This is a genomic window from Methanoculleus chikugoensis (assembly GCF_019669965.1).
GTDB lineage: Archaea > Halobacteriota > Methanomicrobia > Methanomicrobiales > Methanoculleaceae > Methanoculleus > Methanoculleus chikugoensis.
Genome location: NZ_AP019781.1, coordinates 374,615 through 386,813 on the forward strand (window position 1 = coordinate 374,615; position 12,199 = coordinate 386,813).

At 61.7% G+C, this 12,199-nt stretch carries 12 protein-coding genes; 9 read left to right on the forward strand and 3 right to left on the reverse strand.

Translation table 11 applies throughout. From position 1 onward, the window contains the following. Positions 1-3 precede the first annotated feature (3 nt). The 3 genes from MchiMG62_RS02010 to MchiMG62_RS02020 are packed head-to-tail and all read left to right on the forward strand — an operon-like array spanning position 4 to position 2,885. Complete coding sequence (locus MchiMG62_RS02010) at positions 4-1,332, forward strand: TldD/PmbA family protein (RefSeq protein WP_221057668.1); 1,329 nt, start codon at positions 4-6, stop codon at positions 1,330-1,332. After that, complete coding sequence (locus MchiMG62_RS02015) at positions 1,329-2,621, forward strand: TldD/PmbA family protein (protein WP_221057669.1); 1,293 nt, start codon at positions 1,329-1,331, stop codon at positions 2,619-2,621. The genes MchiMG62_RS02010 and MchiMG62_RS02015 overlap by 4 nt, the downstream gene beginning before the upstream one ends. Beyond that, on the forward strand, positions 2,622-2,885 hold the full coding sequence (locus tag MchiMG62_RS02020; RefSeq protein ID WP_221057670.1) for a pro-sigmaK processing inhibitor BofA family protein: 264 nt from the start codon (positions 2,622-2,624) through the stop codon (positions 2,883-2,885). Between the two features lie 565 nt (positions 2,886-3,450). Here MchiMG62_RS02020 and MchiMG62_RS02025 read toward each other — a convergent pair. Together MchiMG62_RS02025 and MchiMG62_RS02030 are read right to left on the reverse strand one after the other, a co-directional pair. After that, positions 3,451-4,101, reverse strand: coding sequence for a KaiC domain-containing protein (locus MchiMG62_RS02025; RefSeq protein WP_244987837.1), 651 nt, complete (start codon positions 4,099-4,101; stop codon positions 3,451-3,453). A 41-nt stretch (positions 4,102-4,142) separates the two neighbouring features. Further along, positions 4,143-4,979 (reverse strand): RAD55 family ATPase, encoded by an 837-nt coding sequence (locus MchiMG62_RS02030; protein WP_221057671.1) that lies wholly within the window; start codon positions 4,977-4,979, stop codon positions 4,143-4,145. Between the two features lie 271 nt (positions 4,980-5,250). Between MchiMG62_RS02030 and MchiMG62_RS02035 the strand changes: the two genes are divergently transcribed. After that, positions 5,251-6,861, forward strand: a complete 1,611-nt coding sequence (locus MchiMG62_RS02035; RefSeq protein WP_221057672.1) for a type II/IV secretion system ATPase subunit — start codon at positions 5,251-5,253, stop codon at positions 6,859-6,861. A gap of 14 nt (positions 6,862-6,875) precedes the next feature. Further along, entirely contained in the window at positions 6,876-8,801 is a 1,926-nt protein-coding gene (locus MchiMG62_RS02040) for a type II secretion system F family protein (RefSeq protein WP_221057673.1), read from the forward strand. 68 nt (positions 8,802-8,869) lie between these two features. Here MchiMG62_RS02040 and MchiMG62_RS02045 read toward each other — a convergent pair whose 3' ends face one another. After that, on the reverse strand, positions 8,870-9,133 hold the full coding sequence (locus tag MchiMG62_RS02045) for a hypothetical protein (RefSeq protein WP_221058797.1): 264 nt from the start codon (positions 9,131-9,133) through the stop codon (positions 8,870-8,872). Here MchiMG62_RS02045 and MchiMG62_RS02050 point away from each other — a divergent pair. Genes MchiMG62_RS02050 through MchiMG62_RS02065 form a run of 4 tightly spaced genes read left to right on the forward strand, consistent with a single transcriptional unit; the run spans position 9,126 to position 12,193 of the window. Continuing rightward, complete coding sequence (locus MchiMG62_RS02050; protein WP_244987761.1) at positions 9,126-9,608, forward strand: alpha/beta hydrolase; 483 nt, start codon at positions 9,126-9,128, stop codon at positions 9,606-9,608. The two genes, MchiMG62_RS02045 and MchiMG62_RS02050, sit on opposite strands and share 8 nt — an antisense overlap. Positions 9,609-9,659: 51 nt before the next feature. Beyond that, positions 9,660-9,989, forward strand: coding sequence for a V-type ATPase subunit subunit G family protein (locus tag MchiMG62_RS02055; protein WP_054848085.1), 330 nt, complete (start codon positions 9,660-9,662; stop codon positions 9,987-9,989). Further along, a complete protein-coding gene (locus tag MchiMG62_RS02060) occupies positions 9,976-11,940 on the forward strand; it encodes a V-type ATP synthase subunit I (protein WP_221057675.1) in 1,965 nt (654 codons plus the stop codon). The genes MchiMG62_RS02055 and MchiMG62_RS02060 overlap by 14 nt, the downstream gene beginning before the upstream one ends. 4 nt (positions 11,941-11,944) lie before the next feature. Continuing rightward, positions 11,945-12,193, forward strand: a complete 249-nt coding sequence (locus MchiMG62_RS02065) for a V/A-type ATP synthase subunit (protein ID WP_054847283.1) — start codon at positions 11,945-11,947, stop codon at positions 12,191-12,193. The last annotated feature ends 6 nt before the right edge of the window (positions 12,194-12,199 follow it).

A 12,199-nucleotide genomic window follows, 5' to 3' on the forward strand; every position in this document is an offset into this window, starting at 1 on the left:
GTTATGGCTGAAGTACGCTACTACGATATCCGGTGCGTACGCGGCGAAATCACCCTGGTCGATATCGACAACGGGGTGGTCGAGTCCGCGGGCACTTCATTTTTCGACAAAGCCGTGATCCGGGTGCTCGGATCGAAAGGATGGGGCGTCCTCACCCGCGATCACGTCGATATCGATTCGAAACGCGAGGTTGAGCGCCTCGTCGAGGCGGCAGCGCGTCTTGCGGCCGTCACGGAGGATCACCTCGACCTTGCCGACGCGCCGCGCGGGGTGCTCCCGGTTCCTCCTCTCGGGGAAGATCCGCGGGACGTCGATCTCGAGGAGAAGACCCGGCTGCTTGCCGGGATCGAGGAGGCGGCACGCGTTGCCGGCGTGGGAAACACCCGGGCGCGCTACACCGAGGGGATCGACGCGGTCCGGTTCCTGGATTCGAGCGGGAACGAGTACTCTTACGAGGCCGTCCGGTCCGGATTCTCGGTCGTCGCCATCGCTTCCAGAGACGGAGTAATGCAGATGGGGAGCGAACGCGACCACATCACGACGGGGTTCAACCTCCGGAACAAGCAGGAGTTCGGCCGGAAAGCGGGCGAGGTCGCGGTATCCCTGCTCGACGCGAAGATCCCGAAGGGCGGGACGAAACGGGCGGTGCTCGACCCGGAGCTTGCGGGCGTCTTCACCCACGAAGCGGTCGGCCACGCGAGCGAGGGCGACCTCGTCCGCGAAGGCGCATCGGTTCTCGGCGGGAAGATCGGCGAACGTATCGGCTGTGCGGGGCTCGTCATCGTCGACGACCCCTCCCTCCCCGAGTTCGGGTTCATCCCCGTTGACGCCGAGGGCGTCGCGGTAGAGCGGACGGAGATCGTCCGCGACGGCATCCTTTCCTCTTATCTCCACAACCGCGAGACCCTCGCGGCGGTCGGGAACGGGGTTCCCGGCCACGCCCGGTCGGAGCACGGAGCGCCGCCGATCGTCCGGATGAGCAACACCTTCATCGAGAACGGCGACGCGGCCTACGACGAGATCCTCGAGGAGTGCCGGGACGGCATCCTGCTGATTGGATCGAGGGGCGGGCAGGTCGACCCCGGCCGCGGCGTCTTCCAGTTCAACGCGGAGTACGGCTACTTCATCGAAAACGGTGAGAAGGCCGGTATGGTCCGGGACGTCTCGCTCTCGGGCGAGATCCTCTCCACGCTTCACAACATCGTCCTGATAGGAAACGACCGGAAGATGAGCCCGGGATACTGCGGGAAAGGCGGGCAGAGCGTCCCGGTCAGCGACGGCGCGCCTCATCTCCTGCTCGAGAACGCAACCATCGGGGGGCGCGGCGAATGAACGGCGATGACCTGATCGAGAGGATTCTCCGGGAGGGCGAACGTCGGGCCGACGAGGTCGAGGTCTTCTACGCCCGGGGACTGAGCGTCGCCACCGAGATCAAGAAAGGGATCCTCGGGAACGCCGAGGAGTCGGAAGCCTGGAACGTGGCCGTCCGGACGGTCAAGGACGGGCGGATCGGGTTCTCGGCCACGAGCGACCCCGACCGGTGGAAGGAATGCCTGGACGCGGCGCTCGCGAGCGGCCGGCTCGCCACCCCGCAGCAGTGGGGAGGGTTCCCGAAACCGGCCGATCTCGCGGGCACCCCTTCCGCGGCCGACGGGGATCTCGTCGTCGCGGTGGAGGATGCGGCGCGAATGGTCGGCGAACTCCTCTCCGGTGCCGCGGAGCACCCGGTGGAGGTCGTCGGCGGGGGCGCGGATCTCGCCCGGTCGTACCTCGCGGTCGCGAACTCGAGCGGCGTCTTCTACGGCATGGACCGGACGGTGGCGGCGGTCTCCCTCGAGACGATCCGGGAGCAGTCCACGGGTTATGAGTTCGACGCCTCCCCGTTCCTCGCCGATATCGATGCCCGTTCGGTCGGCGAACAGGCTGCTTCGCTTGCCGCCCGCTCCCTCGGGGGCCGCGATATAAAGACCGGGCGCTACGACGTCGTCCTCTCCCCGGTTGCGGCCGCAAGCCTCCTCGGGCAGGTTCTCCTCCCGGCCCTCTCCGGGCGGAACGTGAAGGCCGGCCGGTCGTTCCTTGCGGACAAGGTCGGCGAACAGGTCTTTGACGAGCGCCTCTCCGTCTACGACGACCCGTTTGCCCCCGGCCTCGGGAGCACGGCCTTCGATGCGGAGGGCGTCCCGACCCGCCGCCTGGTCTTCGTGGAGCAGGGGGTGCTGCGGCGGTTTGCCTACGATCTCAAGACCGGTTACCGTTACGGCGAGGGGAGCACGGGGAGCGCCGTCCGTTTCGGGAGCGAAGGCCCCGGGATCGGCGTGCACAACCTCTTCATCGACGGCCCGCAGGTAAAAGAGCCCGGCGACGAGCGGGCGATCTGGATCCACGACGTCGTGGGCGCCCATACCGCGAACCCGTTCTCCGGCGACTTCTCGGTGGAGATCTCGAACCCCTTCTGGATGGAGGGCGGGGAACCGGTCGAGCCCATCCGGACGGCGATGCTCTCCGGGAACGTCTTTGAGATGCTCGGGGGTATCGGGGGGCTCGGAAATGACTCAAGACGCGTCGGACGGCTGACGATTCCATCAATACGGTTAAATAACCAGCAGATCATTGGTAAATAGATGATGGAAGAGATCCTTGCCATCCTTCTTGCCGTAGCGATAGCCGCGGCGCTCTATTACCTCATGAAGAAGGCCATGACGCTCGTCATCAACGCCGTCGCCGGGCTCATCACGCTCTGGCTCCTGAACTACTTCGATGTCCTCAGCTGGTTTGGGGCACCCGATATCCAGATCAACCTGGTGACGATCCTCATCTGCGCCCTCGGAGGGCTGCCGGGCGCTCTGGTTCTGGTCCTGCTTCACCTTGTCGGGATCACGATCTGAGAGGGCCTCCCGATCATCTCTTGCTTCTTGATGCTCCGTCAACTCACGCGAAGCCGCGAAGTCCAGGCAGGTGTTGATAGTACTTTTTCGCGTTCTTCGCACCTGACGGTGCTCGAACTCCTGTCTGAAACCTTTCGGGTTTCTCAAGCTCCGGCCCTGCGGGCCATCGCACCCTTTGGGAAAGTCGTCCTTCGCGGCTTCACGTGAGACCACCTTAAATACAGGGCCGGTAGAAGCCCAGTAAGGATAGCGATGCACCTCACGTGAAGAGCGACGGATGGAACATCCGGGCAGAAACCCATATCCCCTGCCGTGATTCTTCTGGAATCGTGGCCCCGACCCGGGCGGGTGCGCTCTTTGCAGCCGTCATCATGGCCCTGTATCCGCTTGTTGCCGCGGGGGTGCTGACAGAAACCCGCGGGTGACCCGTTCAACGTCCCGGCGCGTCTTGCCGCCCTGTAGGGGTTCCTTGCCCTCAGCATCGCAACCCTTCTAACGCCGTTCCTCCGCACCTAACGGTGCTCACACTCCCGCCCTTCGGCCGGTCGCGTTCGGCCCGTCGCTATTAGAACAGACTCGCCTCCGAGTAGACCATAATCTCGTTCTGGAGGATCTCGAACGGCTTGATCTCCCGGGAATGGGGCGACCGGCGCATCTTCACGACCTCGAGGACCAGGTACACCTCGGTGAGTCCCCGGGAGCGGACATACCGGAGGAGAACCACCGTATCCGCCAGGTACTCCACGAGGCCGTACCTGCTCCCGTACTGATTTGCCGGGCTGGTCTCGCTCGTCAGCACAAGGGTGCAGTCTTCGTCCCGCATCACCTCGATGAGCCGGAACATCTCCTGCCGCCTGTCGGCCTCGTCCTCGAAGAGCCCCTCGAAGAGAGAGATCGGGTCGATGATCACCCTTGAGGCTCCCGTGCTCTCGATGAGAGCGGGGAGCTCGCTCTTGATGCTGCTGACCGCGAGATTGAAGTCGGTCGGATCCAGCCGGAGAAGGTAGAACCGGTCGTCGAAGGCCTCCATGTCCCACCCTTTCTGCGCCATGGTGGCCTGGAGGAGTTCCTCCCGTTCTTCGAGGCTGATGTAGATCACCTTCTCGCCACGGCAGAGTCCTTCGTATGCGAACTGGAGAGCGAATGACGTCTTTCCGGTGCCGTAGGTGCCGACGATCGCGCAGATGCTCTTCTCGAGAAGTCCCCCCGAGAGCATCGCGTCCAGCCCTTCAACTCCGAAACTCACCCGGTTTGCCGTTATACCACCATCCTGATGTTCTGCACCTCGAATCCCTCCGTCGCCGAGATCGAGACGGCGAACTTCACCAGGTTCCTGGCCTCGAGGCGGGGCATTACGCCCCGGAACTTCTCGAAGTACATAACCCGCTGCCGGCGCTGTGCACCGCTCTCCTCCCAGCGAAAGAGGATCGTGGCGTCGACGCAGTCGGCGATCTCAAGTTCTCTTCTTCTGTCCAGAATGCCGGACGTGAGCAGAAGATAGATCGTGGTGTTCCGGCGCTTTGCGGCGCGTTGCAACCCGCGCAGGAAGGCGATGAATGCATGCCAGCGTCTCCCTTCGTTGAGCGGCGGCGCGATATCGGTGAGCGAATCAAGGATAATTAGGCTGTTCCTGGGGCACTGATCGATCGCCCGGGCGAGTTCTGCAAGGACATCGCCGTTTTCTTTGCGCTGTTTCTTCTGCAGACGTTCGATAACGCTTCCCTCCCCATACCAGTCGGGGGGAACGATACTGGCGTCGAAGTAGAGCTCCGAGAGGTCGTGGAAGACGATCTCCTTCCCGAGGCGATCATAGAGAGCAGGATTGAACGAGAGGGCTATCTCCTTCAGGATATCCTCCTGCATCCGGGTGAACGTCACGTACGAGATGCACTCCGGGAGCAGGAGATGCTCGTCGGCCACCCCGTCCCGCTTCAGCCGGGAGAGCCGTATGAGCGACGTCTGCACGAATTCGACGTTGCCGGCACCAGGCTCCCCGAGGAGCAGCACCGCCGATCCCGGCGGAACGCCTCCTTCCAGCACGGGATCGAGCGAGGCGATACCCGTCGGCACCCGTACCTGGAGAGCGTCGTGCATATCACATTGTCTATATAAGGAAAACGATTAAAGCGTTCTGGTTCTGCGCAACACCCGGAGAATCTATAACCCCCCAGGGGCGCCATCGCGAAGAAAAAGCATATTTATATCTATTCGCCGCCACATCCCCTAGTATCTCAGGCAGCTCCGGGGCATCGCGACCCCGGATTGGAACTCACAACAGATGGGTCACAGAGAACATGCAGAAATCCGTCAGTAATCCGGGGGTTGCGAAGATTTTTACGGGCCTGTTTCAGGTGCGGATGTCGCGATGATATCGGAGAGCGATAACCCGGCTGCCCGCTTTCTTGAACGCGTTCTCCGTTCCCGGAGACGTGGCGTCCCTCCCGGCGAGTATAACCCTGAGGCGCACGGATTCCTCGCGGAAGCGGAGCTCTCTTCAGCCTACGAAGAACTCGAGCGTTACTGGGTCACCGAGGGGCTCGCGCTCGTCGTGATAGCCCGCAACAGAGAGACGAACCAGGTCGAGTACCTTCTCTTCGAGCCGGTGCTCTCGGACCTCGAGTACGAGCTCCTTGAGAGGCTCTTTGCGGACCTTCGTGACGTCCTGATCCTCGACGATCACGACCCGGCCACCGACCGTCGGGCAGTCCTCGCGAGGAAGATACAGGACCTGCTCGCGGAGTACGGCCTCGCTCTTCCCGACACTTCGATATTCCGGATCCGCTACTACCTCGAACGCAACTTCCTCGGCTGGTCGCGTATCGACGCCCTGATGAGAGATCCCGGGATCGAGGATATCTCCTGCGACGGCACGAAGATCCCTCTCTTCCTCTACCACCGGAAGTATCAGAACATCAGGACGAAGATTCGGTTCGATGAGCCGGCCTTGAACTCACTCGCGATCACGCTCGCCCAACGTTCGGGCAAGCACGTCTCCATAGGGAGCCCGCTCGTGGACGCGACCCTCCCCGACGGCTCGAGGCTGCAGCTTGCGTTCGGCAACGAAGTCACCCCCCGCGGAACATCGTTTACCATCCGGAAGTTCCGCGAGACGCCGTTTACGCCCGTGGAACTGATCGAATCGAACACCTTCGACATCGACCAGATCGTCTACTTCTGGATGGCGATTGAGAACAACAAGAGTCTGCTCTTTGTCGGCGGCACGGCGTCGGGAAAGACCACCTCACTCAACGCGGTCGCCCTCTTCATCCCCCCTCTCTCAAAGATCGTCTCCATCGAGGACACCCGGGAGATCACGCTCTACCACGAGAACTGGGTTGCGAGCGTCACGCGGGATACCGTCGCTGAAGGAACCGGCACCACCGTCATCGAGATGTTCGAGCTCCTCAAGGCCGCGATGCGGCAGCGCCCCGAGTACATCCTGGTCGGGGAGGTCAGGGGAAGCGAGGCCCAGACGCTCTTTCAGGCAATGAACACCGGGCACACGACGTTCTCCACGATGCACGCGAGCGACGTCGATGCGGCAATCCATCGCCTGGGGAGCGAGCCGCTCAACGTGCCGAGGAACATGCTCCAGGCGCTCGACGTCATATCGGTTCAGGCGCTCACCCACCGGGGGCGCGACCGCGTGAGAAGGTGCCGTGAGATCGTCGAGCTCACCGGGATCGACCCCCTCACCGGGAACTTCCAGGTGAACACGGTCTTCGAGTACGACCCCGTGGCCGATACGTTCTCCTATTCCGGGCGATCCCGGATATTTACCGAGATCATGGAGTATCGCGGCTGGAGCCGGAGCCGGCTCGAGGAAGAACTCCGGATCCGGCGAACCGTCCTGCTTGCGATGCATGAGCAGGGCATCAGGGACTACCGGGCGGTTGCCCGGATCATCCAGACCTGGACGGTCCAGCGCGACCGCGTGCTTGCCTCCCTTGACGACCTTGGTGAGTTGATCCGGTGAGGCCGCCTTCCTGCGTGCAGTTCCGCCGCTTCATCCGCCGGAGAGTGGAGGGGGATCCCCTGCGCTACCGCGACCTCCACAACGCCCTCGTCGCGGCGAACATGGGGATTACGCTTGACCGCTACCTCCTGCGCACATTCCTCGCGTCCGGGCTCTTCGGCCTCTTTTGCGCCGCATCAGGATATCTCGTGATGAATCTCCTCTCGCTTCCGCAGTTCCATATCGGGATCCATAACATCTTTCGTCTCGGTATACCGGCGCTCGCACTGACCGGGACCACGGTCATGATCCTCCAGGTCGTTCTAACCGCCGTCATCTTCGTCCTCGCCGCCGATGCAGCCTATCTCTTCTTCCTGTATTACCCGTCTCTCGTGAAGAAGAACCGGGCGACCCGGATCAACCTGCTGCTGCACAACGCGGTCTCCTACATGTATGCCCTGCGCCGGGGCGGCGCACAGATGGTGACGATATTCCGGTCGATCAGCGAGAACGCGGCGATCTACGGCGAAGTGGTTCACGAGTTCAGGCGGGTCGTCCGGGACACCGACTACTTCGGCTACGACCTGATCACGGCACTCAGAAATCTGCAGGAGACGACCCCGTCGGAGAAACTGCAGGAGTTCGTCCAGGATCTCATCTCGGTGATCGAGAGCGGGGGGGACGTACTCGCGTTCCTTGAAACCCGGGTGCGGATGTACCAGGAGGATGCCCGGTTCGAGCAGAAGACCTTCCTCTCCACGCTCCAGATGGCGGCCGAGTCGTATGTGGTGCTCTTTGTCGCGGCCCCGCTCTTCCTCATCATCGTCATGGTCGTCATGGGTTTTGTGAGCAGCGCTCCCGTGATGCAGCTCTCGATCGTCATCTACCTCCTCGTTCCGGTCGGATCGCTCTTCTTCATCCTTGCAATCGATGCCGTCTCGATCAAGACCGAGACGGTCGAGAAGTATACGGAGGCAAGATGGCTCCATGAGTTCGACGACGTCCGGGTCGATAAGCAGGCCGGAAACGAGCCGCTTTTCCGGAGACTGGAGCACTACGATAAGATGAAGGCGTTCCGATCCTTCCTGCGCCACCCCCTCCGGGCGTTCCTCATCGAGCCGAACCGGACGTTTTACGTGACGGTGCCGGCCGCGCTCGCGTACGTCCTTCTCACCCTCCTCGCGACCCCGGCCTATCCCGATCTCGAGATCCTCATCGACGTGCTGGACGACCACCTGATCGTGGCGTTGCTGATCGTCCTCCTTCCCTTCGGCATCTTTCACCAGCTCTGGAGAAAGAAGGTGATGGATCTCGAGGCGAGCATCCCCGAGTTCCTGCACCGTCTCTCCGGGATAAACCAGGTGGGTCTGACCCTCGCGCAGGCGATCCAGGTCCTCGTAAAGGCTGATCTCGGTGTATTGACCTACGAGATCAGGAAGATCCAGCGCGACATCGATTGGGGTGCGAGCGTCCAGGACGCGCTTGTCCGGTTCGAGGTCCGGATACGCACCCCCACCATTGCCCGGGTGGTCACCCTGATCACGACGGCGAGCCGGATGACCGGCGATATCGGCGAAGTGCTGAACATCGCAGCCCGCGATGCAGCGATCTCGGAGAACCTCAAGCGCGAGAGACGGTCCGAGATGTTCATCTACACCGCCATCGTCTACCTGGTCTTCATCGTCTTCCTCTTCGTCGTGGCTGTCATCGATACCCAGTTCCTCTCTGTGCTCGCCGAGATCAATGCCCTCGCTGCCGGCGATCTGGTCGCCGGCCCGGTGCCTCTCGGGAACACCCCGATCATAACCTTCGAACGCCTCCTCTACCACGGGTGCCTTATCCAGGCGCTCTTCTCCGGCCTGATCGCCGGGCAGATGGGGGAGGGGTCGCTCCGGGCGGGCGTCAAGCACGCGGCCGTGATGCTCATCATCGCGCTCGTGGTCTTCACCGTCGTCATCTAGGGTCGCGATAGCTCACGGCATCCGGGCAATGCGGTGCTCCCTCCGCCGGGCCAACCCCCTCTCTTCCGCTACCCGCCCGGGGTGCCGCGATAGGGTTTTATCCTCTGCCCCCCACTCTCTCCTGGTGATGCCAGATGTGTACAGTCGGTGGACCAGTCGACATTGAGTTCAACGAGCGAGTAAAAGGCAAGAATTACCGCTGCAAAGAGTGCGGCGAGCGGTTCAAGGGCATAGGTAAGCGGCCGATGTGCCCGAGTTGCCAGTCCGAAGATGTCGAAGAACTCTGAAAACGGCGCTTCCGGGGTATCCCCCGCCGGGGCGAGCGTGATCACCGTCCCCCTCGGCGGCGAACCTCTCATCATCCGGGGAGAACGCTCTTTTCTGCTTGTGGCGAAAGCCGGCTCACGGTTTACGCTCTTCATCGAGGCCCCGGACGACGAATACTGTCAGGCGGTCGACCCCGACGATCTGGTCGCGGTCTCCATGCCGGAAGGCGGGCCCATCGAGCAGGCACACCTGATGCTCGAGCTTGTCCGGCGCTACCACATACCGCTTGTTGTCCTTCCTAAAGGTCATCCGGGTTCGAAGCGGCTCTCGATGGTCGTTTCTGTCGCCCCGGCGATCCTTTTAGCCTGCGATATTCGGCGCGGAACCCACCCCGAGCAGCACCTGCTCTGCTCGTCGGCGGAGTTCTCCGGGCTCTCGCTTGCCGGGGTTCCCGGGGGTCTCGCGATTGGAAACCTGCCTCCCGGGGCTAAGGTGAAGCATCTGAATGCGGAAAAATCCTCAGCGGACAAACAACAATAAATATATGCTCAATTTCATCAAATATTCATACGCCGTGAGAAGGAGGGTTTGATGAAGATCGATGTCCTGAAAAGCATCAGGGAGACTGAAGAAGAGTATCAGGCGATGATCCGTGATGCGCAGGCGGAGAGGAAGAAAAGCCTCTCGGATGCCGAGCTGGAGGCTGAAAACCTGGTCCGGAAGGCACAGAACGATGCCGGAGAGTACAGGAATCAGCGTCTTGCCGAGGCGCGGGTCCAGGCGCAGAACAGGTATGCAGAGATTATTAAGGAGGGTGAAGCGCGCGCAGAGGCGCTGAAAGCAACAGGGAACAAGAACCTTGCAGAAGCTGTAGACTTTATTGTTACGCGATTTAAGGAGCAGCTGCATGTTAAGGCCTGAACGGATGCGCCGGCTGCTCATCGCGGCCCCGAAGGGTGAGATTGATACCGTCATCAGGGAACTCTACCGGCACAACGTCTATCACATCGAGGACTTCGTGCCGGAGAGCGAGGCACCTGAGGCGTTATCCATCGGCCACCCGCTCCCGGGAGCGAGCGATGCGGCTTCGGCGCTCATCAAGGTCAGGGCAATCGAGAACGCGTGCGGGATAGACCCGGACAGCGTAGAAGTCAGGGCGAAGATCCCTGCATCAAAGGTCAGGGCGATGATCCAGACGGATCTTCCCGCCGTCCAGAAGGAGGCGGAAGGTCTCGTCGCAACACGATCACACCTGGAGGCGCGGCAGAAGGAGCACGAGCAGCGTGCGCGCGAACTGGAACCGTTTGCCGCGATCCCCCTGGACCTGGAACTCTACCGCGGGTATATGCGGTTTACCGTCTTTACCGGGCACATCGCGCACGACGTCGATCTCGACGTCCCCCATGAGAAATATTTTTCCGACACGGTGGCCGGCAACATGATCGTCGTCGTGGTGCAGAACGAGCACCGCGAAGAGGTCGAGCGGAAGCTTCTCGACGCCGGGTTCCAGGCGATCCCCGTCCCGGATGAGACCGGGGCTCCGGCCGACTGCCTGAAGGTTCACGTCGATGAGGCCCAGAAGATCGGTGACGAGATCGCCGCGATTAACGAGAAGATTGCAGGAGTTCGGGAGAGGCATACCGACTTCCTGGTAGCATGCGACGAACTACTCACGGCTGACGTAGAGCGGGCGGAAGCCCCGTTGCGGTTTGCTACCACGGAGGAGACCTTCATCACCGAAGGCTGGGTGCCCGACGACCGGGCGGACAGGATCCGGGAAGCACTGGAGAAGGCGACCAACGGCAGGATCTACATCGAGGAACTGGAAGTCGAGGACGACGCGAAGGTTCCGGTGGAGTACGAGAACCCGTCGTTCGCCACACCGACCCAGGTGCTCATGGACATCTACGCGCGGCCGCGGTACTCCGAGCTCGACCCGACGCTGATGGTAGCCATTGTGTTTCCCATCTTCTTCGGGCTGATCCTCGGCGACGTGGGATACGGGGCAATCCTGCTTGCCCTGAGTCTCGGGCTCCGGAAGATCGTGAAAGGCGACGAAGGAAGGATGCTTCTCAAGGTGCTCAGTTACGCAAGCATATCGAGCATCATCTTCGGGATTCTCTACAGCGAGATCTTCGGGTCCTCGCTCCCGTGGCCGGCGCTGATCTTCTCCCGGCACCTCAACATCGGAGGAGCCGCGGGCGGTCACGGCCCCCAGGTAGCCGAACTCATGATCGTCGCTATCTGGATCGGTATCCTGCACATCACGCTCGGGCGTATCCTCGGTATGGTCAACGCCCGGAGGATTTACCACGGAAAGCACGCGACAAAAGCGGCAATCGCCAACGCCGGGTGGCTCGGCACCATGTGGGGCATCCTCATCATGATCTGGGCGTTCTACGCCATCCCGATGATGCCCGACCTGACGGGTCTTCCCGTCGCCGTCATGGGGCTCAACGCCGCCGCCGTGGCGGGAGCCGTCCTTCTGGTGGCAGGCATCCTCGGGATCGCACAGGAGAACCCGCTCGAGGTCGTCGAACTTCCGACGATCATCAGTCACGTATTGTCCTACGCCCGTCTCGTGGCGGTGGGCTTATCCTCGGTCGCAATCGCGATGGTGGTCAACTTCATCGCGATTGGCATGATGATACAGCCCCAGCTTGAAGCGATCACCCCGGTCGGCGTGATCATCGTTATCTTCGGCATTCTCGTCCTCCTGGTGGGGCACGTGCTGAACACGGCACTCGGCCTCCTTGGCGGCGGTCTGCACTCGATTCGTCTTCACTATGTTGAGTTCTTCACCAAGTTCTACAAAGGTGGAGGCAGGAAGTACAACCCGTTTGGTATGAAATCAAAGTTTACGGAGGAATAAAGAAATGGCAGATGTTGTTATGACTCTTGAAATGGTACAGGCATCGCAGTTGGGAATGAAAGCGCTCGGCGCAGGTCTTGCTGTCGGTCTCACCGGCATCGGTGCCGGTGTTGCAGAGATGGGGATCGGTTCCGCTGCGGTCGGAGCGACGGCAGAGAACCGCGATATGTTCGGTCTCGCGCTGCTCCTGACGGTCATTCCCGAAACCATTGTCATCTTCGGTCTTGTGGTTGCACTGCTGCTTCTGTTCTGATGGAGT